The organism is Achromobacter sp. GD03932 (genome assembly GCF_029839485.1).
GTDB lineage: Bacteria > Pseudomonadota > Gammaproteobacteria > Burkholderiales > Burkholderiaceae_B > Achromobacter > Achromobacter bronchisepticus_A.
In genome coordinates this window covers 1-25363 of the sequence record NZ_JAOCAT010000012.1, presented here as the reverse complement: position 1 = coordinate 25363, position 25363 = coordinate 1, and the positions used below count along the sequence as shown (strand labels likewise).

Here is a 25363-nt window from a genome sequence, read left to right as displayed (position 1 = left end):
CGGCAGCTATCCGGCCCCCTGTCGCGTCAGGCGCGGCGGCGCAGCGCGGCGGCCAGCGTGTCGGTATCGAGCGCGCGGTCGAAGTTGGCGGCGTGGCGGGCCTTCAGGCTCAGCTCCGCAGCCAGCCGCAGTTCCGTGTCGTCCGGTATGTCGGCCGCACCCAGTTCGCGCAAGGTGGTGGGCAGGCCCACCTGGGCATACCAGCGGGTCAGCTCGGCCAGCATGCCGTCCGTCCGGTTTTCCAGGTCCAGCTGCACCAGCAGTCCGACCGCCACCTGCAGGCCATGCGGGGCGCTCGCCAAGCCGCTGATCCTGGGCAGCCCGCGCGTCAGCGCGTGAGCGATGGACAGGCCGCCGCTTTCGAAACCGAGGCCGCTCATGAGGATCATCGCTTCCACTACGCGTTCGAAGGCCGGCGTGGGCTGGCCGCTGCCGGCAACCGCCACGGCATCCGCGCCGTCGGCCAGCAGGGTGCGCAGGCAGCCGTCGGCGATGAACTGGGCGGTGAGGGGCGGCGCGCCGTCATACATGTTGCGGCCGCCGTTGCGGCTGCATTGCTCGGCTTCGAATTTCTTCGAGACCGCATCGCCCAGCCCGGCGAGAAAGAAATTCGCCGGCGCGGTGGCGATGACGGCGGTATCGACCAGCACGATGGTGGGGTTGAACAGCATGTGCTCCACCGCCAGGAGGTTGTGATGGGCGTCGTACAGGACGTAGTTCTTGCTGGTGGGCGCGTCGTTGGAGGCGACGGTCGGCACGGTGATGAGATGGCAGTGCGAGGACTTGGCCACGGCCTTGCCCGCGTCCAGCGCCTTGCCGCCGCCCACCGCGATCACCATGTCGATGCCGGCAGGCGCGGCCTGCGCGCGCAATTGCGTGATCGCCGCGGGCGTCAGGTCGCCTTCGACGATCAGCGGCGCGAGCGACACGTTATGCGCCGCGCACAAGGCTTCGATTCTTGGCCCCAGCACGCCATGCACATAGCTGTCTATGACCAGGGCGGCGCGGCGGCCGAACAGGGCTGCGTACTGTCCCAGGGTGTCCAGGGCTCCGGCGCCCTGGATGTAGCGGCTGGGCGCGCCAAAAATCTTCAGCATGGGGGATTCCTTCGGGTTTGCCTACTTGCGGGCAGCGGGGGGGCGGTAGTCGAGTTCCTTTTCGCGCTCGACCAGCCAGTCGATCATGATCTTGCCGCCCCAGACCAGATCGGCCTGGATGGCCTGCCTGGCGGCTTCGGAGTCGCGCGCTTCCAGGGCTTCCAATACCGCTTCGTGGCGGTGCTCGTTCTGCGAATAGTCCAGCCCAGAGGTCTTGACGTGGAACACCTTGAGGATGGGGCCGGTGATCACCCAGAACGATTCCACCGTGGCGCGCAGGATGGGCTTGTTGCTGGCTTCCAGGATGCCGAAGTGGAACTTGCGGTTGAGGTAGCTGGCGCGCTTGGGATCGCTGGATGTGCAGGAGATGAAATCCCGCTGCAGCGCGATCAGGTTGTCCAGCTGTTTGCGCGTGATGTTCTGTGCGGCTTCGGCCGCGCCCATGCCTTCCAGGTGGAAGCGGATCTGCTGGATTTCACGCAGCTTTTCCGAATTGACGTAAGGCACGTAGACCGCGGTGGCCGCCTGCATTTCCAGTCCCTGCTCGCTGATCAGCCGGAAGATGGCCTCGCGTACAGGCGTGATGGAGACGCCCATTTCCTGGGCCAGTTCGCCAATGATCAGGCGTTCGCCGGGTTCGTACTGCCCGTTGATCAGGGCATTGCGGATTTCGTTGTAGACCCTGACGGAGAGGTTCTCTTTCTTTACCGGTTTAAGGCTGGACATGACAGGCTCAGGCTTGCTGTATTGATGGGGGCGGGTGGATTCGGGATGAATTCTATCCCGCCATGGCAAATTCGAGCGCGATGGGTATATTATATATCATATATCCTAACAGCAAAAAGGAAGCGCCATGAGGAGTGACAGGGAGGTCCCCACCGAAGGGGAGGTCGGGCTGCTGCGGGAAAAGGCCCGCCATATCCGGCTGGAGACCATCAGGTTGATCGAGATCGCCAAGGTCGGGCACTACAGCTCGGTGTTCTCGTGCGCGGAAATCTTCGCCGCGCTGTACTACGACGTGATGCGGCTGCGTCCGGGCGAGCCGCAGTGGCCCGACCGCGACCGCTTCCTGATGGGCAAGGGCCATGCCGCCGTGGGTCTCTTCCCGGTGCTGGCGGACCATGGCTTCATCGCCCGCGAGCTGCTGGACGGCTACACCCGCCTGGGCAGCCCGCTGGGCGATCATCCCGACATGAGCAAGGTGCCGGGCGTGGACTTCAGCTCGGGTTCCATCGGCCACGCGTTGTCCAACGGCGTGGGCATGGCGGTGGGCGGGCGCATGAGCGGGCGCGACTTCAACGTCTTCGTGCTGCTGGGCGACGGCGAGATGCAGGAAGGCCAGGTTTGGGAGGCGGCGCTCTTCGCCGCCCACAACCGCCTGTCGCGCTTGGTTGCGATCGTCGACCGCAACGGCTACCAGCTCGACGGCAAGGTCGACGAGGTCATGGGCGTGGAATCGCTGAAGGAAAAATGGCTGGCCTTCGGCTGGGAAGTGCATGAGGTGGACGGCCACAACCTGGTGGAACTGACCGCTTTGCTGCGCCGCCTGCGCGCGGACGAGTCGCGCGCCAGGCCGGCCTGCGTGATCGCAAAGACCATCAAGGGCAAGGGCGTGTCCTATATGGAAACCGAGCCGGGCTGGCATCTGGGCTACCTGGCGCCGCAAGACGCGCAAAGCGCCGTTGAAGAAATCCTTTCCCGCGAGATCTGAATGGCACAGGCACAAGTCCTCTCTCCCGATTCCTGGCAGTACCGCGCGCTGAATGCGGTGAACCCCGGGCTGTCCTATCTTTCCGACGCGCTGATCGAGCTGGCTGCGGCCGGCCATCCGGTGGTCGCCGGTTCGGCCGACCTGCAGTACTCCAACGGCCTGAACCGCTTTGCCCAGGCCTATCCCGACCGCTATGTCCAATTCGGCATTTCCGAGCAGAACATGGTGTCGGCCGCGGCAGGCCTGGCGACCACCGGCATGATGCCCTTCGTCGCAACCTTCGCGTCCTTCCTGGGCCTGCTGTGCTGCGAACAGATCCGCATGGACGTGGCCTATACCAAGCTGCCCGTGCGCCTGATCGGCCACCACACCGGCATCAGCCTGGGCTTCTATGGCACCTCGCACCACGCCACCGAAGATATCTCGACGATGCGGGCGTTGGCCGGCCTGACGGTGGTCTCGCCCGCCGACGGCCCGCAGCTGGCATCCGCTATCAAGGCCTCGGTGGACTGGCCCGAGCCGATCTACTTCCGGATCGGCCGCGGCCGCGACCCGCAGGTCTATGAAGACGGCGCGCCTTTCCAGTTCGGCCGCGCCATTGTCCATTCCAGCGGCTCGGACCTGAACATCATCGCCTGCGGCATCACTGTGCACGCGGCCCTGGCGGCCGCCGAACAACTGCGCGGCGAAGGATTGTCGGTGGGCGTGATCGACATGCCCACCATCAAGCCCCTGGACCGCGACGCCGTGCTGGCCGCGGCGGGCAAGTCCCGCGTGCTGATGACGGTGGAAGAGCACAACGTGCTGGGCGGGCTGGGTTCGGCCGTGGCCGAGGTGCTGGCCGACGCGGGCACAGGCACGCGCTTGCGCCGCCATGGCATCTACGACGAATACAGCCTGATCGCGCCGCCCACCACCCTGTATGCGCACTACAAGCTGGACGCGGACGGCATCGCCGACGTCGCGCGCGCTACGCTCCAGCCCTGAGACACGGAGACAGACATGAAGGAAATCACCGGCACCACGCGCCTGTTCGGCATCCTGGCCGATCCCATTCACCACGTGAAGACGCCGCAGCGCATGAATGAGCATTTTGCCGCCATCGGCTTCGACGGCGTGTGCGTGCCGTTCCACGCCCGGCCGGATAACTTGGCCGAGGTGGTCGCTGGACTGCGGCGGCTGGAAAACCTGGGCGGCGTCATCGTCACGGTGCCGCACAAGACCGCGATACTGGAGCTGGTCGACGACGCCACTCCGGTGGCGCGCAAGATCGGCGCGGCCAACGTGGTGCGCCGCGAGGCGGACGGCAAGCTGGTGGCGCACATGCTGGACGGCGAAGGCTTTGTCCGCGGGCTGCAAAGCGCAGGCGTGTCGCCGCAGGGCAAGAGCGCCTATCTGGCGGGGGCGGGCGGCGCGGCCAATGCAATCGGCTTCGCGCTGGTCCAGGCCGGCGTGTCGCGGCTGACCATCGCCAACCGCACCACGGCCAAGGCCGAGGATCTGAAGGCGCGCATCCTGTCGCTGCATCCCGGCGCCCGGATCGACGTGGGCACGGCCGACCCCTCGGGGCACGACCTGGTGGTCAACGGCACCTCGCTGGGCATGAAGCCGGACGACGCCTTGCCGCTGGACGCCAGCCGCCTGACGCCGGACCAACTGGTCTGCGAAGTCATCATGCAGCCCAAGGACACGGCCTTGCTGCTGGCGGCGCAGGCCCGCGGCTGCAAGGTGCACTATGGCGCGCCGATGCTGGCCTGCCAGATCGAACTGATGGCGCAAATGCTGGGCGTGGCGGCGGACAAGCCGGCCGACGCGGGACGCTGATCCGTATGAGCGACTACGACTTCATCATTGCCGGGGGCGGCACGGCGGGCTGCATCCTGGCCAACCGCCTGAGCGCCGACGGCAAGTATCGCGTGCTGATGCTGGAGGCCGGACATGAGGCCCGCAGCATGTGGATCTCGATCCCGGCGGGCTTTTCCAAACTGCTGGTCAACCCGGAATACAACTGGCGCTTCGCCACCGAGCCGGAAGACAACGTCCACGGCAGGACCATTGCCGTGCCGCGCGGCAAGGGCGTGGGCGGGTCGACGCTCATCAACGGCATGATCTACGTCCGTGGCCAGCCGCAGGACTACGACGGCTGGGAGGCAGCGGGCGCGACCGGCTGGGGCTACAGCCAGGCCGAGCGCATCTTCCGCAAGATCGAATGCTACGAACCCGGCGACGCCAGTCGCGGCAAGAGCGGCCCGATGCATCTGGAAGAAGTGTCCGAACGCTTTCCCATATCGGATTCCTTCCTGAAGGCGGCGCAAGAGGACGGCCAGCCCTTGAATCCCGACTACAACGGCGGCAGCCAGGAGGGCGTGGGCTACTACCAGGTGCTGCAGCACCGGGGCAGGCGTTGGAGCGTGGTGGACGGCTACCTGAAACCCGCTTCCGGCCGCAAGAACCTCACGGTGGAATGCGGCGCGCACGTGACGCGGCTGGTGTTCGAGGGCAAGCGCTGCGTGGGCGTGGCCTATCGCAAGAACGGACAGGAGCACATCGTGCGCGCGCGGCGCGAGACGCTGCTGTGCATGGGCGCGGTGCAGTCGCCGCAGTTGCTGGAACTGTCCGGCGTTGGCAATCCCGCCTTGCTGCAAGCGTTCGGTATCGCGCCGGTGCTGGCGCAGCCGCAGGTCGGCGAAAACTACATCGACCACTTCGCGACCCGCATGAACTGGCGGGTGAAAGGCACGGTGACGCTCAACGAGATGTCGCGCGGTTGGCGCCTGGCGCAGCAGGTGGCGCGCTACTACGCCAGCCACAAGGGCATCCTGACCCTGGGCACGGGGCTGGTGCACGGCTTCGTGAAAAGCGCGCCGGACCTGCCGGCGCCTGACGTGCAGTACTTCTTCGTGCACGCCAGCTACGCCAATGCGGCCGAACGTATCCTCGACCGGCAGCCGGGCATGACGATAGGCGTGGCGCAACTGCGTCCCGAGTCGATCGGATCCATCCACATCAAGTCGGCGGATCCGCAGGCCGGACCGGCGATCCGGCCCAACTTCCTGTCGGCCCAGGTGGACCGCGACAGCCTGGTGGGCGGCATGCAGGCGGCCCGTCGCATCGTCGGCCAGCCGGCCATGCGGCGCTATATCGAATCGGAGATCAGCCCCGGCGCGGCGGTGGACAGCTACGACGAATGGCTGGACTTCGCGCGGCGCAACGGCCAGACCATCTACCACCCCATAGGCACCTGCCGCATGGGTTCCGATGCCGCCGCCGTCACCGACGTGCGCTTGCGGGTGAACGGCCTGTCCGGCCTGCGCGTGGTGGATGCGTCGGTGATGCCGAAGATGGTGTCCGGCAATACGCAGGGTGCCGTCATGATGGTGGCCGAGCGGGGGGCGGAGATGATTCTGGAGGACGCGGCTCGGCAATAGGTAAGCCAGCCGCGCGAGGGGCCTTTTGCCGCCGGGCCGCCCCAAGGCGAAAGAGCCCCCCTGGGGGGCAGCTAGCGCACGAAGTGCGCGTGGCGTGGGGGCCTTTCGCCGCCGGGCCGCCCCAAGGCGAAAGAGCCCCCCTTGGGGGGGCAGCTAGCGCACGAAGTGCGCGCGGCGTGGGGGGCAACACCCTTCAGCGGATGAGGAAGCCGGCGCCGACGGGGTCATTCTTGTCGATCACCCAGCGCGCCGTGCCCAGGATGCTGGCCGTGCCCTTGACCGTGGGACGCACGGCGCGGGTGCCGTTCAGGTCCACCTCGCCCAGCAGGCAGCCTTCGAACACCCCGCTGCCCAACAGGCCTTCCGACTTGATCGGCTGGTTCAAGCCCATCTTGCCGCGCGCTTCGAACATGGCCATCATCGCGCTGGTGCCGGTGCCGCCAGGAGAACGGTCCAGCTGGCCGGCGCTGAACACGTGGACGTTCTTGTAGAACGCGCCTTCGATGGTCGGCTGGTGCCAGAAGGTGATGAAGTTCAGGTTGTTGATGTGCGCTTCGGTCGGGTGCTGGATGCGGTGGCGGGCATTGAGCTGTTCGCGCACGATCAGGCCCATGCGCGACAGCTCCGTGCCGTTGTCCGGCGAGATGCGCAGGTCGCAGCCCGACAGGTCGACGATGCCGAAGTAGTTGCCGCCCCAGACGATGTCGGCGGACAGCTTGCCGTAGCCGGGCAGTTCCACCGGAATGTCTTGCGCGGCCACGTAGGCCGGCACGTTCTCGAAGCGCGTCCACAGCACGTTGTCGCCCTCGGACGCCACTTCCGACACCACCAGGCCGGCGGTGGTTTCAAAGCGGATCTTGGTGATGCCGTCCTTGCCGCGCGGCACCAGGCCATTGGCCACCATGGCCATGCTGACCGCGATGGTGCCGTGGCCGCACATGTGCGAGTACTCGGTGCCGTCGATGTAGATCAGGCCGGCGTCGTACTCGGGGCTGGACGGCGGCGTGAGGAACACGCCGAACATGTCCTTGTGGCCGCGCGGCTCGCGCATCAGCGCCTTGCGCAGCCAGTCGTAGTTCTGTTCCAGAAAGGCGCGCTTCTCCAGGATGGTGGAGCCGGCGGGGTACGGGATGCCGCTGTGCACGATGCACAGGGGCTCGCCTTCGGTATGGGTATAGATGACATCGAACGCGTCTTGCTTGCGCATGACTGTGGCTCCAGACAGTAAGGTAGGGAAGAAAGGTTATTTGCCGCGTTCGGACAGCATGTCCAGCCCGACGGTCAAATCCAGGATGACGATGGCGATCACCGCAACCACGATCGTGGCGCCCGATACGGCTGCGATGGTCGGATCTATCGTGTATTGCACGTAGTTGAAGAGCTTCACGGGGATGGTGTTCAGGTCCGCCGTGGTGTTGAAAATCGACAGCTCCACGTTGATCCAGGAAGAGATGAACGCGAAGATCGAACCGGTGACGATGCCTGGCCGGATCTGAGGCAGCACCACCAGGAAGAAGGTCGTCCAGGGATTCGCGCCCAGGTCGGCCGATGCCTCCTCCAGCGCGCGCTGTTCGGGCGTCAGCAGGGTCAGCGTGGACCGCAGCACGAAGGGCGCGATGATGACGATGTGCCCGATCAGCAGGGACAGGAAGCTGCGCGTCAGGCCGAAGTAGGCGCCGTACTGCAACAGCGCCGCACCCAGAACGATGTGCGGCAGCACCAGCGGCGACATCAACACCGAAGTCAATGCGGCCTTGCCCGGGAACTCGTAGCGCGCCACCGCCAGCGCGGCCGGCACCGTCAGCAGCACGGCCGCGGCCGTCGCCGCCAGGGCCAGCACCGTGCTGGTCGTGAACGCGGCGACGTAGCCGGCCTCGATCAGCAGCGTGCGGTACCACTCCAGCGTAAAGCCCTTGGGCGGAAACGCCAGGTAGGGCGTGGACGTGAACGAGGAACCCAGGATCACCACTAGCGGCAGGGCCAGGTAGGCCAGCACTCCCAGGGCGACCAGGCGGATCAGGTTGCGGGCAATCATCGCGCGGCTCCCGGCAGGACGGCGGCGCGGTTGGCAAGCGCCACCAGGATCAGGGTGAACACCAGCAGCACCATGCTCAGCGCGCCGCCGTAATGGAAGTCGAACACCGTGCTGTACTGCTGGAAGATCAGCATCGACAGCACCGACACGCGCCCGCCGGACAGCAGCGCAGGCGTCACGTAGGCGCTGACGGCCAGGGTGAAGACCATGATGGCGCCCGACACCACGCCGGGCAGCGTCAACGGCCAGGTGATGTGGAAGAAGGTGGCAGCGGGGCTGGCGCCCAGGTCGGCGGATGCCTGTTCGCAGGCCGGATCGACCCGCGCCAGCGCATTGCCGACCGCCAGCACCACGAAAGGCAGCAGCACGTAGACCATGCCGATCAGGATGCCCAGTTCGGTGCCGATGAAACGCATCGGACGGTCGGCGACGCCCGCGCCCACCAGCGCCTGGTTGACCAGCCCATTGCGGCCCAGCAGCACCATCCAGCCAAAGGCGCGCACGATATTGCTGGTGAACAGCGGCACCACCAGCAGGATCACGCAGAAGCGCCGCCAGGCCTGCCAGCGCACCACGCGTACCAGGTACCAGGCCAGCGGATAGCCCAGGATCACGCAGACGATCGTGGTGAAGAAAGCCAGCCGGAAGGTGACCAGGATCACGTCCCAGTGGTATTGGTCGCCCAGCACGCGCAGGTACTGCTGCGGAGTCAGGGTCAAGCCATCGGCGCCGCCTGTGATGCTGGCCAGCGCCACCACCGCCAGCGGCGCCAGGAAGAAGGCCGCGAAGAACAGCACGGGAGCCGCCAGCAGCAGGCAGGGCGAACGCCAGGCGCGCGCGTTCATGGCTGTTCACCGATCAGGTGCAGGTGCTCCGGCGCGAAGGCCAGGCGCGCCGCGGCGCCCGGGCCCAGCCCCGACGGCGCAATGCCGCCGTGGCGCGCCACCAGGATCTGTCCGCCGATGTCCACGTGGATCATGCAGTGGCTGCCCACGTTGATGACGTCGGTGACCGTGCCGTTCAACCCATGCGCCGCCGATTCATCGGCCAGGCGCAAATCCTCGGGCCGCAGCACCGCCACGCCGCGCGCGGGCGCGGCCTTGCCGGGGAACGGCACGCGCAGTCCCTGGGCATCCAGCTGCAGCGCATCGCCGCTGGCCGTGTAGGGCATGAAGTTGGCGTCGCCGATGAACTCGGCCACGAAGCGGGTGGCGGGATGCCGGTAGATCTCGGTCCCGCCGCCCACCTGTTCGATCTTGCCCGCATGCATGACCACCACCCGGTCGGCCATGGTCATGGCTTCTTCCTGGTCGTGCGTGACGAAGATGAAGGCGATGCCCAGCTTGGCCTGCAGGTGCTTGAGTTCCAGCTGCATGCGCTTGCGCAGCTTGAGGTCCAGCGCCGACAGCGGCTCGTCCAGCAACAGCAGCTTGGGCTGGTTCACGATGGCGCGCGCCAGCGCCACGCGCTGCTGCTGTCCGCCGGACATTTCGCGGGGATAGCGCGCACCGAAGTCCGCCAGGCCCACCATGTCCAGCGCCGACCGGGCGCGTTCGGCGGCTGCCTGCTTCGATGCGCCTTGGCGCCGCGGGCCGTAGGCCACGTTTTCCAGCACGCTCATGTGCGGAAACAGCGCATAGTTCTGGAACACCGTGTTCAGCGGCCGGTGGTGCGCGGCCAGGCGGCTGATGTCCTGGCCTTCAATCAGGATGCGGCCCGATTCGGGCCTGAGAAATCCGGCGATCGAGCGCAGCAGGGTGGTCTTGCCGCAGCCGCTGGGACCAAGCAGGGCCACGAACTCTCCCTGTTGGATCTCCAGGTCGATGCGGTCCAGCGCCTGGTAGGCGCCAAAGCGCATCGACACGCCTGCGATGGTAAGCAAAGCGGACATGTTCGATCCCGGTCTAGCGCTTGCGGGCAACCTGGCGGTTCCAGGCGTCCGTGACCTCGGCGCGGCGGCTGTTGATGAGGTTCCAGTCGAACAGGCTCAGGTTCTTGACCGAACCCTCCGCGCCCCAGGGCAGCTTGCGCGCCACGTCCTTCGGCACCTGCACATCCTTGACGGCGGGGCCCAGGTATAGGCGCGTGGCCAGGCAGGCGGCGGCATCCGGCGTGAGCGCGGTGTCGATGAACTTCTGCGCGGCGGCCTTGTTCGGCGCGTTCTTCACCAGATGCAGGCGCGCATCCGTGGCCCAGGCGCCTTCCTTGGGCACGGCGAAGCCGATGGGCAGTCCCTTGTCGATCAGATCCCAGGCGCCCACGTTGAAGTGCGCGCCGATGATGGCCTCGCCGCTCTGGTAGGCGTTGGTGGCGGCGCCCGAGCTGTCGAAGAACAGCGCGGTGTCCAGCGATGCCAGCTTGGCGTACAGCGGCTCCAGGTTCGACGGGTCGACCGCGAACACCCGCGCCAGGAAGAAGATGAACGGCACGCCCGACGAGTTCGCCGGCGAGGGTATGGCCACGGCGCCGGCGTACTCGGGCTTCCACAAGTCCTTCCAGCTGGTCGGCGGCTGGGGCACTTCCTTGGTGTTGTAGGCGATGCCCAGCGAGTAGTAGCCGGTGCTGACCGCGTAGGCGCTGCCGCCATTGCGGTACACGCCCTGGTCGATGACGTTCTTCAGATTGGGTATGCCGGCGGGATCCAGCGCGTCCAGCACGCCGGCTGCGGCGGCCAGTTCGCTGATGCCGCCGTCCATCCAGGCCACGTCCATGGTGGGCGCGTCCTTCTGCTGCTGCAGCTTGGCCAGCGTGGTGGTGGAGGTGCCCACTTCCGGCACCACGGTCACGCCGGTGGCCTTGGTGTAGGGCTCGGCCACGCAGGCGCGGAACGCGTCGCCCCAGTTGCCGCCGTACCAGGCGACGGTGATCTTCTGCTGCTGGGCCAGCGCCTGGCCGGCGCTCAGCAGTCCGGCTGCCAGCAATGCGGCGCGCAGGGCGCGGCGGGTAGGTGTTGCCATGTCGGATTCCCCTTGTCGATTTATCGGCTCCGATCGGCCTGCGCCGGCGGGCGCTGCGGGACGGTGCCATAGGTGCATCTTGGGCGATCCCCGGGAAAACCAGCTTGAAGGCCTGGGACAAAAACTTGAATAATTGCGACATGGAAACCGCTATGTCCGCCGCTGCACCGTCTTTCTCCTATGACGATGAGTACAGCGGCCTGCCTCAGGGGAAACCCGCACTGACCGTAGGCATCGTGCTGCTGGACCAGTTCACGCTGGCCGCCTTTGCCGGATTGGTGGACGTCTTGCGGCTGGCGGGCGACCACGGCGGACGCAGCCGCCAGATCCATACTGCCTGGCGCGTCATGAGCTGGGACGGCAAGCCGCGCTGCTCCAGTGCGGGCTTGACCATAGACGTGGCCGACGGCCTGCCCGAAGACCCGACCCAGTTCGACTACGTGGCGGTTTGCGGCGGCAACGACTACTTCAATGGCCGCCTGCCCGAGCCCCTGCGCGACTGGCTGCGGCTGGCGGCGGCGCAGCGCGTGCGGCTCTTGGGCATCTGTACGGGCACCTTTGCGCTGGCGCAGGCCGACGTCATCGGGCCGCGCACGGTCTGCGTGCACTGGAACGTGCTGGATACTTTCCGCGAACGCTTTCCGCAGGCCCGGGCGGTGGTGGACCGGCTGTTCGTGGATGAAGGCGACCTGATTTCCTGCGCGGGCTCCACGGCCGCAATCGACCTGGCGCTGTACCTGGTGGCCCGGCACTGCGGGCGCGACAAGGCCCAGCAGGCGATGCGGCACATGATGCTGCAAGGCGTGCGCCCGGGGCGCGTGCCGCAGGCGCATTTCCACACGGACCTGTCGGGCATCCAGGATCTGCGCGTGCGCCAGGCCGCGCACTTCATCGAGCAGCGCATCGACAATCCGCCACCGCTGGATGCGATCGCGCGCTACGTCGGCGTCGGGCGCAGGCAGCTGGAGCGCGCCTTCCGCATGGCCACGGGCATGTCGCCGATGGCGTTCCAGCGGCAGTTGCGGCTGGAATACGGCAGCTGGCTGCTTTTGAACAATCCCAGCAGCATCACGCAGATCGCGCTGGACTGCGGGTTTGCGGATGGCGCGCATTTCTCGCGCGATTTCCGCGCGCATTTCGGCCAGTCGCCGCGCCAGTATCAGCAGGCCGCCGGCCGCGACGGCGGAGTCAGCGTGTTTCCCGCCTGAGGCTTCTGCACGGCTCGTTCCGGCGCCGGCAAGCCATGGGCTTATCAACGGAAGGAGACGACATGACCTATGACCTTTGGTACTGGGACGGCATCCCCGGGCGCGGCGAGTTCGTGCGCCTGGCCCTGGAGGCCGGCGGCATTCCCTACCGCGAATGCGCGCGCGAGCCCGGCGCGGATGAAGGCACGCTGGCCGCGGACCTGAGTTCGGCGCGCAAGCATCCGCCGTTCGCGCCGCCGTATCTGGTCGCGGGCAAAATGACGCTGGGGCAGACCGCCAACATCCTGCTGTTCCTGGGCGAAAAGCACGGCCTGGCGCCGGACTCGCTGGAAGGGCGGCTGTGGGTGAACCAGCTGCAGCTCACCATCGCCGACATGGTGGCCGAAGCGCACGACACGCATCATCCGATATCCGCCAGCGAGTACTACGAAGACCAGAAGGTCGAGGCCGCGCGCCGAGCGCGCAGCTTTCGCGAGGAGCGCATGCCCAAGTTCCTGGGCTATTTCGAACGCGTGCTGGGCGGGCCGCAGGCCTGGCTGGCGGGCGGCAAGCGCTGGACCTACGTGGACCTGTCGCTGTTCCACCTCGTGGATGGCCTGCTCTACGCTTTTCCGAAACGCATGGCGACCCTGGCCGTGCGTTATCAGAACGTCATGGCGCTGCATGCGCGCGTGGCGGCGCTGGCGGAATTGCAGCCTTACTTTGACAGCGGCAGGCGCTTGCCTTTCGGGGAAGGGATCTTTCGCCAATATCGCGAATTGGACGCGGCTTGAGTCCGGACAAACCCTGGTGTTGCTGAATCCCGATTTTTTTGATCGGTCTCTTGAAAATCTTGAGACCCGCTCATTTTTAAGATTAAATATTTGCAAATTGTTTAATAAATATTTCCATTTGTCTCGCGGCAGATAGGTCGAACGGCATCAAACCACCCGGACTCCGGGCAGGAGACGTCAAGATGAAATGGATCACTCTCAGCCAACTGCTGCGCATGGACCGTGGCATACAGAAGGCCGACATGCTTGGGCAGGTCGCGGCAATCCACAACGCCCAGGCCGTCATCGAGTTCGACCTGGACGGGCACGTCCTGGCGGCGAACCCGAACTTCCTGAACACCATGGGTTATGCGCTGGACGAGATCGCGGGGCAGCACCACCGCATGTTCGTCGATCCGGCAGAGCGTGCATCGGCCGCCTATGCGGAATTCTGGAGCCGCCTGCGGCAAGGCGGGCGCGATGCGGGGCGTTACCGCCGCATCCGCAAGGACGGCAGCGACGTCTGGCTGCAAGCGTCCTACAACCCGATTCACGACCGCCGCGGCAGGCTGGTGAAAGTGGTCAAGTACGCCGTGGACATCACCGCGCAGCAACAGCGGCAGGCGGACGTGGAAGGCCAGCTGGCCGCGATCTCCAAGGTGCAGGCCATCATCGAGTTCGAGCTCGACGGCACCATCATCCGCGCCAACGATCTGTTCCTGGGCGCGGTGGGCTATCGCGCGGACGAGATCCAAGGGCGCCACCACAGCATGTTCGTCCCGCCTGAAGAGGCGCGCGGCGAGGCATACAAGGAATTCTGGCGCAGGCTGCGCAACGGCGAACATGACACCGGGCAGTACCTGCGCATCGGCAAGGGCGGTCGCCAGGTCTGGATCGAAGCCAGCTACAACCCGATCTTCGATGCCGAGGGCCGCCCGGTCAAAGTCGTCAAATACGCGACCGACATCACGCGGCGTTTCACCGCCGCGCAGACCTTGCGCGTCGCGGTCCAGGGCCTGACCGAAAACGCCGAGCGCGCGGGCCAGGCCAATACGCTGGCGCTGGACGCCTGCAGGGTGGCCGAGCAGGGCGGCCATACCGTGCAGGAAGTGGTGCAGACCATGGGCGGCATCACCCAGAGCTCGCGCCGCATCTCGGAAATCATCGGAGTCATGGACGGCATCGCCTTCCAGACCAACATCCTGGCGCTGAACGCCGCGGTCGAGGCCGCGCGCGCCGGCTCGCACGGCAAGGGGTTCGCCGTGGTCGCGGCCGAGGTCCGCAGCCTGGCGCAGAACAGCGCGGCGGCAGCCAAGGAGATCAAGGACCTGATCACTTCCTCGGTGCAGCAGGTCGAAAGCGGCGCGCGCCAGGTCCAGTCGGCAGGCTCTACCATGGACGATATCGTGGCATCGTCGCGCCGCGTGACTGAAATCATGGCGGAGGTGGTGGAGGTGTCGCTGGCCCAGTCCGCCAGGCTCGGCGAAGTCACCGAGGACATCACGCAGCGGGCGGGAGAGGCTGCGCGCGGCGCGCCGCCGGCGGCCGCCGCGGTCAGGCCCGTGGCGCCAGCGCTGCGGGCCAGGCCGGCCGCCAATGGACCGCTGCAGCCGCAGGCCGAGCGGCAGTACGTGCGCTACTGAGCCGGCGCCGCCGGTCCGATGCGCTATAAAGACGGTATTGATCTGAACCCGCAGGCCCGGGCAGGGACCCTCTGCCCGGGCCGCGTCATTTGCAGCCACCGTCCATGACCGAATCCGAAGCACTGGCTCTCGCCTCGCACCGCCATTACAAGGGCGGCCTCTACCTCTATGTGGGCACCGCCCGCCACTCCGAAACCGAGGAATCCCTGGTGGTCTATGAACACCTCTGGCCTCACGAGCGGGGCTTGTGGGTGCGTCCGGCCGATATGTTCTTCGGTCAGCTGCCCGACGGCACGCCCCGCTTCGCGCCCTTGCGGCCGGCGGAGTAAGGCCGTGGCGTTCTACTACCGGCGGCCGCGCGCAAGCGGCGCTGCGCCTGCCCGCGCGACGGGCGGCAAGGCGGGCGGCGAGGCGTTGGCCGCCGCGTTGCAGGCATTGCGCGGTCCGTTCATCGTGGCCGACCTGGAAACCACCGGCCTGTCCACAGCTACCTGCGAGATCCTGGAGTTCGCGGCGGTGCGCGTGGGCGCGGCAGGCGCGCTTGAGCGGGAGTACACGCAGGTCGTGCGCACGCGCGGGCCGGTGCCGCCCTTCATCAGCCGCCTGACCGGCATCACGCAGGCCGAGGTCGACCGCGACGGCGTGCCGGTGGCGCAGGCGTTTTCCTCCTTCCTGGATTTCGTCGAAGACCTGCCGGTGTTCTTCCACAATGCCTCGTTCGACCGGCGTTTCCTGGGCGCGGCGGCGGATCTGACCGGCCTGCCGTTTGCCAACTCGACCCATTGCACGCTGGCGCTGGCGCGGCGCGCATGGCCGGAGCTGCCCTCGCACAAGCTGGAGATCCTGGCGCGCCATGTGGGCGCTTCGGATCCCACCCACCGCGCGCTGGCCGACGTGCGCACCACCGTGGCCGTGGCGTTGGCGGCGAGTTCCCGCCTGGCCGCGGGCTAGGAGTTTCGATGTCTGACCTGGAACAGATCCGGCTGGCCGTGCGCCGGTTTACCGAAGAGCGGGAGTGGCAGCCCTTTCATACGCCCAAGAACCTGGCGATGGCGCTGGCCGGAGAGGCGGGCGAACTCGTGTCCCTGTTCCAGTGGCTGAGCGAGGCCGAGTCGCGCCAGATGCCGCCGGAGAAACTGGCGGATGCCGCGGACGAAATCGCGGATGTGCAGATGTACCTGGTGGCCCTGGCCGACCAGCTCGGCATCGATATCGCCGACGCGGTCGCAGGCAAGATGGTCAAGAATGCGCGGAAGTATCCGGCGGATCGTTTTCGCGGCAGCGCGCGCAAGTACGACGATCCGCCCGAACAGCCCTGACTCGCGCGCGGCGCGGCCAGGCCGGCCGCCTCAGAGCACTTTTTGCTCGTGATGCACCTGCGGCGGTTCAACGAAAAAGCCCGCCACCAGCTTGCGCCATTCCTGGAAATCGCTGGATTCGCGGAAATCCACCATGTGGTTCTCGACGGTTTCCCAGTCCACCACCAGCGTATAGCGCTGCGGTTGTTCGATGCTGCGGTATAGCTCCATGCCGTGGCAGCCGCGGGCCCGCAAGAACAGCGGCTTCGCCTGCGCGACGCCTGCTTCGAACAGCGCTTCCTGTCCTTCGCGGACATGGATGCTGGCAATCTCCTGGATCATGGTCTGGTCTCCAAACAGATGAGGCCGGGTAGCGCCCGGCCGGCCGCCGTAGTATCGCTGAAATTTCCGGACCGGGCGCGCCCAGGACCCTGCCGCTTCAGTTGTGCGCGTTAGGGAAATTGCCCGAGGCGGCGACGCTCATTCCCATCCATAGAGTTGAACCCGCATGCGCGCGCGGCGCCGCAGGCGCGGTTTCCCTCGTCCATACGCACGGGCGCCGCGCAAGATTGCCGCAAATCTGGCCGATTGTTTTACAGCCGGGCGTCGTCCATCGGGACCCGGTCGCCCGTTTAGGCGATATCGACTTGCCTAGGACGGCGCAATCATTCCGTACCAATACGAAAGTCCCACGCCTTTCGTCATTGTCCAGGCGTGGCGCTGAGCGGTAACGGTCCGCGCCGGTCGGTCGCCGGTAATCGTGAATCCGTGCATGCACGGAGCAGGAGGAGCTGAAATGAAAAAGCTCATGGCAGTCGCCGCGTTGTCCTTGTTCGCTGTCTCGGCCTATGCGGACCCTGGTGGCTCAATCACGGGTCACGCGGGCGCAATCAATGGCACCGCGTCATCCATCTCCACGGGTAGCTCCGTGGCCGCCACCCAGATCAATGGCTACGGTTCATCCACCCAGGTGTCGTTCGGCATGACGGGCGGCGTTGCGGAGGTGGGGGGTACCTTCAGCCGCGATGGCACGCAAGTGGTCACCAGCACGCGACAGTACGCCAATAGCGATTCGTACGGCCATGTCTCGGGCAATGCGCCCATCATGGTGGGCGACAGCATCGCCAATGGCGGCGCCACGTTCGCCAAGACGGATACCAGCGCTTCGGCGACGGGCTCCTTCCATGCGGTGAATGTGGGTGCGTTCGGGTCGATACACGGCATCGGCCCGGTGGGCCATGTCGGCGGTTTCAATCACTGACCCAGTTATCCGGACGGCTTCGGCCGTCCGGGCGAGGGGACATCATGAAGACCATAGTGCTTGCCATTTCCCTGTCGCTGGCGGCGGTGTCCGCCGGCGCCCAGACCAGCAGTTCCAGCGCGACGACATCGGCGTCCTCGGGATCGACCAACGCCGGCAACAATCAGGGCATCACGCTCAACTCCAGCAACAGCGGGACCAGCACGCTGCGCAGCGTGCCGCCGCTGGGCGGACAGAGTTTCTACGGTTCATTCTCGTCCGACAGCTGCATGGTTTCGGCGGGCGGGGGCGGCGCCGTGGTTGGCTTCGGCATGAACGTTGCGATTCCGATCGAGGACCAGAAGTGCAGCCTGCGGCGCAACTTCGAGCGGACCATGCAGGCGGCCGCCTCGACCAAGGATGCGGACCGTTCGCGCCGTCTGGAGACCGCGGCCATCGACATCCTGTGCCAGACCGACGACCGCACCAAGGCGGCGCTGGTGGCGCAGGGGCTGTGCACCAATCCCGCATTGACGACGGCGGATCACCGTTTCGACAGCAACGCGGTGGCGCAGGCGGCGCCGCCCGCAGGCGGCCCGGTGCTGGCCGACCGGCCTGCGCCGCCCGCGCCTCCCGCGCCCGAGGCGCAGGCCTATCCGGTGCGCAGCGTGCAGAGCGCCGCGCTGGCGTCTCCGCCGCTGCGCAACCGCACCTATACCGATCTGTATACGCCGGGCTGAGGCGGGAGTCCTGTGCGTCCCGCGCGGGGCGGGACGAAGCCAGGATGTGTGGACGCTAGGATTGCGCGGGCGGCGGGACGGCGAGAGGGGCCGACGCCGGCAGCGGGGCCGAGGCCAGCAGCATGGTGGGCGGCGACGACACCTCCAGGCCCGCGTCATGCAGGCGCTTGAGCAGGGTGAACAGCAAGGCGCTGCGCACGCCGTAGGCCGCCCGGGGCGAGGACACGTAGCCCTTGGCGTTGAAGATCAGGTTGCCGCCTTCGATGCCGTCCAGAAAGACGTTGGGAGCGGGCGTGTCCAGCACGTCCTCGTGGTCCGAGAAGGCTCGTAGAATCAATTCGCGCACCTGCTCGGCATCGGTGGATAGCGGCAAGGGCAGCTTGATCTGCACCAGCCCCAACGGATTCGAACGGGTCACGTTGCGCACGGTCTTGGTGACGAACTCCGAGTTCGGCACGATCACCGTGGAGCGGTCGCCCATCTGGATTTCCGTGGCGCGCACGTTGATGCGCAGGATGTCGCCCTCGACCCCGCCCAGCGACACCCAGTCGCCCACCTTGACCGGGCGCTCGGCCAGCAGGATCAGGCCGGACACGAAGTTCTGCACCACCGCCTGCAAGCCAAAGCCGATACCCACCGACAGTGCGCTCGCGATCCACGCCACGCGTTCCAGTCCTATGCCCGCGGCCGACAGCGACAGCGCCACGGCGATCACGAAGCCGGCATAGCCGAACAGCGTGGCGGCCGACAACTGCATGCCCGGATCCAGCTCGGTCGTGGGCAAGTAGCGGTTGGACAGCCAGCGCTTGAGCATCTTCACGGCCAGCAGCGACAGCCCCAGCACCATCAGCGCCTGCAGCACCGCGCCGGGGCGGATCTGGGCTTCGCCGATGGCGAGCCCCTTGCGCAACTGATCGAAGCGCTGCAGCAGGTCCATCGGCGCTTCGCCGAAGGGCGCCAGCAGCAGGATCACGGCCAGCAGGCCGACCGCCACGCGGCCCACGCCCGACAGCAGCACGGCAGCCTGGTCGCGCATGCTGGGCGCTTCGTGCTCGCCGCCGTCGCGGTGCGAGGTGCCCAGCAGCGTGCTGAAGCCGTCCTCGATCAAGGTGGACAGCAGATAGGCCGAGGCCAGCACGATCAGCACCCACAGCACCTGCTTGACCATGAAGCTGCCGAACGCCACATAGCCCGCCAGCAGGCTGGCCAGGCTCAGGATCAGCACGGTCCAGACCGCGCCCAGCAGCAGCGACACCCAGAAGGGGATCGGCGCCTCGTTTTCCTGCATGGCCTGGCGCCGCAGCCGGCGGCTGATGGCCAGCACCGCGCCCAGCGTCGCCATGGTCAGGACCGCGACGATGCCGGTCAGCGTGATGGTGGTGGTCAGGCTGGCGTTCAACAGCACTGGCAGGCGTTCGGCCAGCCAGATCATCACCACCAGCACGCCCAGCACGCCGGGCAGCCAGCGCAGCCGCGTCGCCACAATGTCGCTGACGGGCGGCAGGCGCCACGACGGCCGGTTCGCGGACAGCAGCGCATAGCCCAGGCCGGACACGTAGCCGCCGAAGCACACCGTTCCCACCAGGTTGGCCAGCAGCGACGAGGTGTTGTCGCTCAGCTGCGAATTCCAATCCAGCCCCATATGGATCAACAGCGCGACCACACCCGGCGTGGCGACGGCCAGGACCACATGCGTAACCGCTAGAAAGGAGCGGCGCAGACGCCCCGGCGGCACGCGTGTGGCGGTTATCCGCAGCAGCACCCGGCCGATGGCGACACGCAGGGCGATCGTCAGCGCGATCGCCGCGCCCAAAAGCAGCCAGCCCCATTTCGGCGTCTGTCCGACCGCGGTCGCGAGGTCGTCGCGTAGCGCTTCCAGGCGTTCCAGGTCGCGCGGGAACTCCTCCCGGAACTCGGTCCAGAATTGGTCGGACAGGAAGGAATCGCGCCGCTCGCCCAAGCGCGCCTGGAACTGCTTGCGCCGCTGCGCCGAGATCTGCTCGGCCGTTTGCCCGGCGTCCACGGACAGCAGCCTGGCCAGCTTGATCTGCGCGTCCAGCGCCCGGCTGGTCTTGTCCAGCTGCATGCGCTGGGCGGCGACGTCGGAGGCTTCCTTGATGCCTTCGGGCGGCGTGCCCAGCTCGCTCAGCCGGGCCGTCACGCTGGCCAGCTGAGGCGTCAGGGCCTCGGCGGCGGCGTCGGCCTTGGACTGGATGTCCAACGCGTCGCTGCGCTGTTTCACCAGGGTGGCGTCATCGGTTTCGTCGGCGACGCGCTTGCGGATGTCGTCGATCTGCTTGCGCGCGGTCGCCAGCGCCGCTTCCGTGTCCGCCGGCGTGGGCGGCGCCGCGGCATGGGCCGGCAGCAGGACAAGCACTAGCAGCAGCGCCGCGATCAGCGCAGTGAAAATGGAGGCGCGGGCGCGACGAGGTTGCGCGCGCAGGGTTAGGGAAGTCTGTGTCATGTTCTGGGGCGAGTCGCTCGCATTCGAGGCGGGAGCATAGCAAGCCGCCGCCTCATCCGTTGCAACAAAAACGAGCGCTGCGGCCCTATTTTTTTTGGTGCGCCCGACGGCCGTTGTGGCGGCGCGGACCCAGGGTAGAAATAGGGCCGGATAGGCGATCGGACGCCGCAGGCAGGCTCTGCTGCGGGCGCCGTCCGCAAACCCTATTTACGCGGCCAACGTTTGGATTCAACTCAAACAGGACGGGCGCTCGGCGCGGCGCGCTTTTTCGGCTTGCCCAGCACCGCGTCGCATACCTCCAGCCAGGCGTGGGCGGCATACGACAAATAGCCGGACCGCTGCCAGATATGGCCGACCTCCCATTGCATGCCGGACTTGGCCAGCTTGGCGGTGCTCAGGCCGCGCGTCTTCATGCGCTGCATCAGGGGTTCCGGCAGCAGCGCCACGCCCAGGCCCGCCGAGGCCATCGCCACCAGAAAGTCCCAGTGCGCGCTCTGGGCCGCGATGCCGGGCTGGAAGCCGGCATCGGCAAACGCCTGACGCAAGCGCCGGGTGATGGCGAAGTCGTCCGTGGGTATCAAGAGGCGCGCATCGCGCAGGGCGGAGAGCGGCAGCGAGGTCTTGCCGGCCCAGGGCGCGTCGGGCGGGCCGATCACCCAGATCGGGTAGCTGCCGAAGGGCTGGGCGGCCAGGCCGCCGTCTGGCGCAATAGGAAGAATGGTTGCGCCCACCTCCAGTTCGCCGCTGGCGACCAGGCCTTCCACGGCCTGGCCGGTGCCTTCGCGCAGGGTCAGGTGGATGCCCGGATGCAGTTCACGGAAGCGCTTGACCACAGGCGTGAACAGCAAGTTGATCATGGGCGGAATTCCGACCTCGAGCGCGCCGCGGCGCAGGTCCGCGGTCTGGCGCAATTCTTCGGACAGCTGGCGCATCGTTTCCAGCACCTGCAGGCCGCGCTGGTACATGACCCGGCCGGTGTCGGTGGGGCGGGCGGTGTGGCCGTCGCGGATCAAGAGCGGCGTGCCGGCCTCTTCCTCCAGCTGGCGGATCATCTTGCTTACCGTCGACTGCGTCACGAACAGCGTCTTGGCCGCCTGCGTGAAGCTGGCGTGCTTGACGGTTTCGACGAAGTACCGCAATGCGCGCACGTCCATGGACCGGGACTCCCTCGCGCGTTATGCGCAAAACTCTCAAACGATGAAAAAAATGACTTATTTGGATGATTTTAAGTCATTACGAGATTTGAGCCGGCCTTCCTATACTGCCGAAAATTCGTTCCCGGACCGCTTCGAGTCGGCCCGGGAACCTCGGGAAACGCCGCGTCAGACGGCGCCTGGGCGCACAGCGGCAACGCCGCGCCCCGCCGCACGTAGGCCCTTGAATCTGGAGACACCATGCATCTCGACCGTATCCGCCACCCTGGGCTGCGCGCCAAGATCACTTCCGCCGATCAGGCGGCTTTGCTGGTTCAGGACGGCATGACCGTCGGAATGAGCGGCTTCACCCGCGCAGGCGACTGTAAGTCGGTGCCGGCGGCGTTGGCGGCCCGCGCCGAGCGCGAGCCGCTCTCCATCACCCTGATCACCGGCGCATCACTGGGCCATGACACGGACAAGATGCTGGCGCAGGCCAACGCGCTGGCGCGCCGCATGCCGTTCCAGGTCGACACGACCCTGCGCCGCAAGATCAACCAAGGTGAAATCGCCTTCATCGACCAGCACCTGTCGGAAACGGTCGAACAGCTGCGCGCGGGCCATATCGGCCCCATCAACGTCGCCATCATCGAGGCCGCCGCCATTACCGAGACCGGCGCCATCGTGCCGACCATGTCGGTAGGCAACTCCGCCTCTTTTGCGCAGCAGGCGGACGTCATCATCATTGAATTGAACATGGGCGTGCCCGCCGCCATCGAGGGCCTGCACGATATCTACGTGCCCGAAGCCCGTCCGGCGCGCCAGCCCATCGGCCTGGTTTCCCCCGACCAGCGTATCGGCCAGTCCTGCATCGAAGTGGATCCGGCCAAGATCGCCGCCATCGTCATCACGCAAGAGCCGGACAGTCCGTCCAACGCCTTGCCGCCCGACGAGGAAACCAATGCCATCGCCGGCCACATCAATGACTTCCTGCGCCGCGAGGTCGACGCCGGCCGCCTGACCAACGAGCTGCTGCCCTTGCAGGCCGGCATCGGCACCATCGCCAACGCGGTGCTGCACGGCTTCGAGTCGTCCAGCTTCGAGAACCTGACGATGTATTCGGAAGTGCTGCAGGACAGCGCCATCGAACTGCTGGACCAGGGCAAGCTCGCGTTCGCGTCGGCCTCTTCGATCACGGTGTCCAAGCCCGTGTACGAAAAGATCCTGGCCAACATGGAGCACTACCGCGAGCGCATCGTGCTGCGCCCGCAAGAGATCAGCAACGCGCCCGAGATCGTGCGCCGTCTGGGCATCATCGCCATCAACACGGCGCTGGAGTTCGACATCTACGGCAACGTCAATTCCACCCACGTGGGCGGCACGCACATGATGAATGGCATCGGCGGTTCGGGCGACTTCGCGCGCAACGCGCACCTGGCGATCTTCGTGTCCAAGTCCATGGCCAAGAACGGCGACATCTCCAGCGTGGTGCCCATGGTGTCCCATGTCGACCACACCGAGCACGATGTCGATGTGCTGGTCACGGAATGCGGCCTGGCGGACCTGCGCGGCCTGGCGCCGCGCGAACGCGCGCGCGCGGTGATCCAGAACTGCGTGCATCCGTCCTACCGCGACGCCCTGCAGGATTATTTCGACCGTGCCTGCGAACGCGGCGGCCAGACGCCGCATCTGCTGGAGGAAGCGTTCTCCTGGCACCAGCGCTTCAATGAAACCGACACGATGCGGCCGGCCAGCCCGGCTGCGCGCAAGGTAGCCTGAGGTCCGCCGCGACGCGAGCCTGCCGCCGCCGCGACGCCTGCCGGGTTTGCGTGCGTAGCGCATCCCGGCTTGCGGATCGTGGTTTTCGCTGGCGTCGCGATTTGGTAGAGGTAAGGCAGCGGAGGCTGTCTTACCTTTTTTTTGCGTGGGTTTTCTTGCCGGGGCCGGACTTGGGGATGGTCAGGTTTTCGCGCGACATCTCCAGCTCGTCGCGCAGCCACTGCTTCAGTTCCACCAGCGGCGCCCAGTCGCGCAGGCTGGGCCGGTAGACCAGGTGATAGGTCTGCGCCTGTTCGTACTCGATGCTGATCGGAGAAATCTGCACCAGCCGGCCTGAGCACAGCGCATCCGCGGCCAGCAGTTGGCGTCCCAGCGTGATGCCCAGCCCTTGCTCGGCGGCCTGCATCATCATGCCGGCATCGTTGAAGGAAGCCACCGGCGTGACGGGTGTGTCCAACCCGGCGGCGCTGAACCACGATTGCCAGAGCTCGCGCTCGCCCAGCAACGGTTGGCGCGCCAGCGTCTGGGGCGAGTAGTCTGGAAGCGCCGCCGCGGTTTCGGGCGACGCCAGGACGATCAGGGGCAGCGGCGTGTTGAACAAAGGTTCCGATTCCACGCCCGCCCAGGGGCCGCGCCCAAAACGCAGCGCGGCGTGAAAACCGTCGCGCAACAGATCCACCACCTGCTGCGACGTTTCGATTTCCAGTGTCAGACCCGGATTGCGCTCGCGCCAGCGCGCCATGCGCGGCAACAGCCAGCGTTGCGCGAAAGAGGGCAGCACCGACACGCGCAAGCGCTGCTCGCTGCCAGAGGCTGCGGCCGACGCCGCCATCGTCCCTTCATCCAGCAGCGCCATGGCGCCCTGCACACTGCACAAGAGCGCGGCGCCGGCCGAATTCAGAACGATGCCCCGGCCGCTGCGCTCGAACAGGGGAAAGCCCAATTGGGTTTCCAGCACCTTGATCTGCTGGCTGACGGCGCTGTGGGTCAGATGCAGCCGTTCGGCGGCCGCGCGCAGATTCTGCAGCTCGGCCACGGCACGGAAGGCGGGGAGGGTACTGAGCGGCAGGCGCATGATGGGGACCCAGGGAGAGATTGGTCATCATAGCTTACCGATATCCCCAAAACAATTCGATTTTCAGCGGGGTATTGGGCGACTACGCTTACCAAAGTGCATAAATACCTGGAGCCCATCATGTCTGCACAGCTTTGCACCCCGTCTTCTTCCGCCCTGGCCGCCATTGCCAGGGATCGCCAACAGTCCCCCGCACAGCCGGTCGCGGCGCAGCCCGCCGAGCTGGCGGCGCCGCGCGCGGGATTCATCGCGATGCTTGCGGCCGCCTATCGCAAGCGCCGCAATGAAGCGCGCCTGCGCCAACTGGCTGCCGATCTGGATGAGCACATGCTGCAGGATCTGGGCGCGCCCGGATGGCTGATGAACGAGGTCGCGGTCAAGCGCGACCTGGCGCGCTTGCGCGACGTGGACTACCTGCGCTGGTAGGTGGGGCTTTGGCCTCTGGTAAGCGGCCCGGCGTCCTTGCCGATTCCCCTTCGCGGCCCCGTCTCCTATTAGGCAGGAGCGGGGCCGCGCGCTTGCCAGGAGGATGGTCTGTCTCTAGCTCTCTATATATAGCGAGGCGGAGGGCGCTAGAGCGCGCGGCTGGTGAGGCGTCGCAGATGGTGGATGCATCTGGAACAAATATTTGGCCGCATGGCATGACAGACGGAAAACTTGTGCTATAGTCTCGCTCCTTCGCAGTTCGGACAATTCTGAAACGCGAAGCCAAGCAAGCACAACAGGTCAAGCAAGAAGATTCGAGCCAGGCCTGCCGCAAAGCACTCAGAAATGAACGCCGCGCGGTTATTGCAAGGATTGCA

At 66.6% G+C, this 25363-nt stretch carries 25 protein-coding genes; 14 read left to right on the top strand and 11 right to left on the bottom strand.

Features of this window, described 5'->3' with window-relative positions; genetic code table 11:
* Positions 1-26: 26 nt before the first annotated feature.
* Positions 27-1097 (bottom strand): glycerol dehydrogenase, encoded by a 1071-nt coding sequence (locus tag N5C88_RS13235; RefSeq protein WP_280015460.1) that lies wholly within the window; start codon positions 1095-1097, stop codon positions 27-29.
* Between the two features lie 21 nt (positions 1098-1118).
* The gene (locus N5C88_RS13230; RefSeq protein ID WP_059379533.1) at positions 1119-1823 is read right to left on the bottom strand and encodes a GntR family transcriptional regulator; all 705 of its coding nucleotides are present in this window, start codon (positions 1821-1823) and stop codon (positions 1119-1121) included.
* Between the two features lie 127 nt (positions 1824-1950).
* On the opposite strand from N5C88_RS13230, the gene N5C88_RS13225 reads away from it, so the two are divergent.
* The 4 genes from N5C88_RS13225 to N5C88_RS13210 are packed head-to-tail and all read left to right on the top strand — an operon-like array spanning position 1951 to position 6236.
* Positions 1951-2808 (top strand): transketolase, encoded by an 858-nt coding sequence (locus tag N5C88_RS13225; protein WP_118934490.1) that lies wholly within the window; start codon positions 1951-1953, stop codon positions 2806-2808.
* Entirely contained in the window at positions 2809-3795 is a 987-nt protein-coding gene (locus tag N5C88_RS13220; protein WP_059379531.1) for a transketolase C-terminal domain-containing protein, read from the top strand. It abuts the gene before it with no gap.
* Between the two features lie 15 nt (positions 3796-3810).
* Complete coding sequence (locus N5C88_RS13215) at positions 3811-4632, top strand: shikimate dehydrogenase (RefSeq protein WP_059379530.1); 822 nt, start codon at positions 3811-3813, stop codon at positions 4630-4632.
* A gap of 5 nt (positions 4633-4637) precedes the next feature.
* Complete coding sequence (locus N5C88_RS13210; protein WP_280015459.1) at positions 4638-6236, top strand: GMC family oxidoreductase N-terminal domain-containing protein; 1599 nt, start codon at positions 4638-4640, stop codon at positions 6234-6236.
* Positions 6237-6429: 193 nt separating this feature from the next.
* Here the strand turns inward: N5C88_RS13210 and N5C88_RS13205 are convergent, their stop codons facing one another.
* Genes N5C88_RS13205 through N5C88_RS13185 form a run of 5 tightly spaced genes read right to left on the bottom strand, consistent with a single transcriptional unit; the run spans position 6430 to position 11228 of the window.
* Entirely contained in the window at positions 6430-7443 is a 1014-nt protein-coding gene (locus tag N5C88_RS13205) for a proline racemase family protein (RefSeq protein ID WP_059379528.1), read from the bottom strand.
* Positions 7444-7479: 36 nt separating this feature from the next.
* Positions 7480-8271 (bottom strand): ABC transporter permease, encoded by a 792-nt coding sequence (locus N5C88_RS13200; RefSeq protein WP_054457808.1) that lies wholly within the window; start codon positions 8269-8271, stop codon positions 7480-7482.
* Entirely contained in the window at positions 8268-9116 is an 849-nt protein-coding gene (locus tag N5C88_RS13195) for an ABC transporter permease (protein ID WP_280015458.1), read from the bottom strand. Before N5C88_RS13195 ends, N5C88_RS13200 begins: the two co-directional genes overlap by 4 nt.
* Complete coding sequence (locus tag N5C88_RS13190; RefSeq protein WP_280015457.1) at positions 9113-10162, bottom strand: ABC transporter ATP-binding protein; 1050 nt, start codon at positions 10160-10162, stop codon at positions 9113-9115. The genes N5C88_RS13195 and N5C88_RS13190 overlap by 4 nt, the downstream gene beginning before the upstream one ends.
* Positions 10163-10175: 13 nt before the next feature.
* Positions 10176-11228, bottom strand: a complete 1053-nt coding sequence (locus tag N5C88_RS13185; RefSeq protein ID WP_118934482.1) for an ABC transporter substrate-binding protein — start codon at positions 11226-11228, stop codon at positions 10176-10178.
* A gap of 152 nt (positions 11229-11380) precedes the next feature.
* On the opposite strand from N5C88_RS13185, the gene N5C88_RS13180 reads away from it, so the two are divergent.
* From N5C88_RS13180 to N5C88_RS13155, 6 genes are all read left to right on the top strand, one after another.
* Positions 11381-12436, top strand: a complete 1056-nt coding sequence (locus N5C88_RS13180; protein ID WP_280015456.1) for a GlxA family transcriptional regulator — start codon at positions 11381-11383, stop codon at positions 12434-12436.
* 62 nt (positions 12437-12498) lie between these two features.
* On the top strand, positions 12499-13209 hold the full coding sequence (locus tag N5C88_RS13175) for a glutathione S-transferase (protein WP_280015455.1): 711 nt from the start codon (positions 12499-12501) through the stop codon (positions 13207-13209).
* A 182-nt stretch (positions 13210-13391) separates the two neighbouring features.
* A complete protein-coding gene (locus N5C88_RS13170) occupies positions 13392-14831 on the top strand; it encodes a methyl-accepting chemotaxis protein (RefSeq protein WP_280015454.1) in 1440 nt (479 codons plus the stop codon).
* 104 nt (positions 14832-14935) lie between these two features.
* Entirely contained in the window at positions 14936-15160 is a 225-nt protein-coding gene (locus N5C88_RS13165; protein WP_059379521.1) for a DUF1653 domain-containing protein, read from the top strand.
* A gap of 85 nt (positions 15161-15245) precedes the next feature.
* Complete coding sequence (locus N5C88_RS13160; protein WP_223283525.1) at positions 15246-15782, top strand: 3'-5' exonuclease; 537 nt, start codon at positions 15246-15248, stop codon at positions 15780-15782.
* Between the two features lie 8 nt (positions 15783-15790).
* Positions 15791-16150 (top strand): nucleotide pyrophosphohydrolase, encoded by a 360-nt coding sequence (locus N5C88_RS13155; protein ID WP_059379520.1) that lies wholly within the window; start codon positions 15791-15793, stop codon positions 16148-16150.
* Positions 16151-16180: 30 nt separating this feature from the next.
* On the opposite strand, the gene N5C88_RS13150 is transcribed toward N5C88_RS13155, so the two are convergent.
* On the bottom strand, positions 16181-16471 hold the full coding sequence (locus N5C88_RS13150; protein ID WP_059379519.1) for an antibiotic biosynthesis monooxygenase family protein: 291 nt from the start codon (positions 16469-16471) through the stop codon (positions 16181-16183).
* A 454-nt stretch (positions 16472-16925) separates the two neighbouring features.
* On the opposite strand from N5C88_RS13150, the gene N5C88_RS13145 reads away from it, so the two are divergent.
* Together N5C88_RS13145 and N5C88_RS13140 are read left to right on the top strand one after the other, a co-directional pair.
* Complete coding sequence (locus N5C88_RS13145) at positions 16926-17390, top strand: hypothetical protein (protein WP_059379518.1); 465 nt, start codon at positions 16926-16928, stop codon at positions 17388-17390.
* A 44-nt stretch (positions 17391-17434) separates the two neighbouring features.
* Positions 17435-18109 (top strand): hypothetical protein, encoded by a 675-nt coding sequence (locus N5C88_RS13140; protein WP_059379517.1) that lies wholly within the window; start codon positions 17435-17437, stop codon positions 18107-18109.
* 55 nt (positions 18110-18164) lie between these two features.
* On the opposite strand, the gene N5C88_RS13135 is transcribed toward N5C88_RS13140, so the two are convergent.
* Positions 18165-20573 (bottom strand): DUF3772 domain-containing protein, encoded by a 2409-nt coding sequence (locus N5C88_RS13135; protein ID WP_280015453.1) that lies wholly within the window; start codon positions 20571-20573, stop codon positions 18165-18167.
* Between the two features lie 233 nt (positions 20574-20806).
* Entirely contained in the window at positions 20807-21727 is a 921-nt protein-coding gene (locus tag N5C88_RS13130; RefSeq protein ID WP_059379515.1) for a LysR family transcriptional regulator, read from the bottom strand.
* A gap of 240 nt (positions 21728-21967) precedes the next feature.
* Between N5C88_RS13130 and N5C88_RS13125 the strand changes: the two genes are divergently transcribed.
* Positions 21968-23485 carry an acetyl-CoA hydrolase/transferase family protein gene (locus tag N5C88_RS13125; protein WP_125472970.1) on the top strand — a complete coding sequence of 506 codons (1518 nt, stop codon included), beginning with the start codon at positions 21968-21970 and terminating at the stop codon, positions 23483-23485.
* Between the two features lie 130 nt (positions 23486-23615).
* Here N5C88_RS13125 and N5C88_RS13120 read toward each other — a convergent pair whose 3' ends face one another.
* The gene (locus tag N5C88_RS13120) at positions 23616-24560 is read right to left on the bottom strand and encodes a LysR substrate-binding domain-containing protein (RefSeq protein ID WP_280015452.1); all 945 of its coding nucleotides are present in this window, start codon (positions 24558-24560) and stop codon (positions 23616-23618) included.
* Between the two features lie 120 nt (positions 24561-24680).
* Between N5C88_RS13120 and N5C88_RS13115 the strand changes: the two genes are divergently transcribed.
* Positions 24681-24986, top strand: a complete 306-nt coding sequence (locus N5C88_RS13115) for a hypothetical protein (protein WP_280015451.1) — start codon at positions 24681-24683, stop codon at positions 24984-24986.
* Positions 24987-25363: the final 377 nt, after the last annotated feature.

Excerpts from the sequence above, each read along its gene's own strand:
- N5C88_RS13210 (WP_280015459.1), top strand. The coding sequence starts at position 4,638 with ATGAGCGACTACGACTTCATCATTGCCGGGGGCGGCACGGCGGGCTGC.
- N5C88_RS13170 (WP_280015454.1), top strand. The coding sequence starts at position 13,392 with ATGAAATGGATCACTCTCAGCCAACTGCTGCGCATGGACCGTGGCATA.
- N5C88_RS13190 (WP_280015457.1), bottom strand. The coding sequence starts at position 10,162 with ATGTCCGCTTTGCTTACCATCGCAGGCGTGTCGATGCGCTTTGGCGCC.
- N5C88_RS13115 (WP_280015451.1), top strand. The coding sequence starts at position 24,681 with ATGTCTGCACAGCTTTGCACCCCGTCTTCTTCCGCCCTGGCCGCCATT.
- N5C88_RS13230 (WP_059379533.1), bottom strand. The coding sequence starts at position 1,823 with ATGTCCAGCCTTAAACCGGTAAAGAAAGAGAACCTCTCCGTCAGGGTC.
- N5C88_RS13155 (WP_059379520.1), top strand. The coding sequence starts at position 15,791 with ATGTCTGACCTGGAACAGATCCGGCTGGCCGTGCGCCGGTTTACCGAA.
- N5C88_RS13215 (WP_059379530.1), top strand. The coding sequence starts at position 3,811 with ATGAAGGAAATCACCGGCACCACGCGCCTGTTCGGCATCCTGGCCGAT.
- N5C88_RS13180 (WP_280015456.1), top strand. The coding sequence starts at position 11,381 with ATGTCCGCCGCTGCACCGTCTTTCTCCTATGACGATGAGTACAGCGGC.
- N5C88_RS13175 (WP_280015455.1), top strand. The coding sequence starts at position 12,499 with ATGACCTATGACCTTTGGTACTGGGACGGCATCCCCGGGCGCGGCGAG.
- N5C88_RS13200 (WP_054457808.1), bottom strand. The coding sequence starts at position 8,271 with ATGATTGCCCGCAACCTGATCCGCCTGGTCGCCCTGGGAGTGCTGGCC.
- N5C88_RS13235 (WP_280015460.1), bottom strand. The coding sequence starts at position 1,097 with ATGCTGAAGATTTTTGGCGCGCCCAGCCGCTACATCCAGGGCGCCGGA.
- N5C88_RS13125 (WP_125472970.1), top strand. The coding sequence starts at position 21,968 with ATGCATCTCGACCGTATCCGCCACCCTGGGCTGCGCGCCAAGATCACT.
- N5C88_RS13145 (WP_059379518.1), top strand. The coding sequence starts at position 16,926 with ATGAAAAAGCTCATGGCAGTCGCCGCGTTGTCCTTGTTCGCTGTCTCG.
- N5C88_RS13130 (WP_059379515.1), bottom strand. The coding sequence starts at position 21,727 with ATGGACGTGCGCGCATTGCGGTACTTCGTCGAAACCGTCAAGCACGCC.
- N5C88_RS13165 (WP_059379521.1), top strand. The coding sequence starts at position 14,936 with ATGACCGAATCCGAAGCACTGGCTCTCGCCTCGCACCGCCATTACAAG.
- N5C88_RS13150 (WP_059379519.1), bottom strand. The coding sequence starts at position 16,471 with ATGATCCAGGAGATTGCCAGCATCCATGTCCGCGAAGGACAGGAAGCG.
- N5C88_RS13135 (WP_280015453.1), bottom strand. The coding sequence starts at position 20,573 with ATGACACAGACTTCCCTAACCCTGCGCGCGCAACCTCGTCGCGCCCGC.
- N5C88_RS13205 (WP_059379528.1), bottom strand. The coding sequence starts at position 7,443 with ATGCGCAAGCAAGACGCGTTCGATGTCATCTATACCCATACCGAAGGC.
- N5C88_RS13140 (WP_059379517.1), top strand. The coding sequence starts at position 17,435 with ATGAAGACCATAGTGCTTGCCATTTCCCTGTCGCTGGCGGCGGTGTCC.
- N5C88_RS13225 (WP_118934490.1), top strand. The coding sequence starts at position 1,951 with ATGAGGAGTGACAGGGAGGTCCCCACCGAAGGGGAGGTCGGGCTGCTG.
- N5C88_RS13185 (WP_118934482.1), bottom strand. The coding sequence starts at position 11,228 with ATGGCAACACCTACCCGCCGCGCCCTGCGCGCCGCATTGCTGGCAGCC.
- N5C88_RS13195 (WP_280015458.1), bottom strand. The coding sequence starts at position 9,116 with ATGAACGCGCGCGCCTGGCGTTCGCCCTGCCTGCTGCTGGCGGCTCCC.
- N5C88_RS13220 (WP_059379531.1), top strand. The coding sequence starts at position 2,809 with ATGGCACAGGCACAAGTCCTCTCTCCCGATTCCTGGCAGTACCGCGCG.
- N5C88_RS13120 (WP_280015452.1), bottom strand. The coding sequence starts at position 24,560 with ATGCGCCTGCCGCTCAGTACCCTCCCCGCCTTCCGTGCCGTGGCCGAG.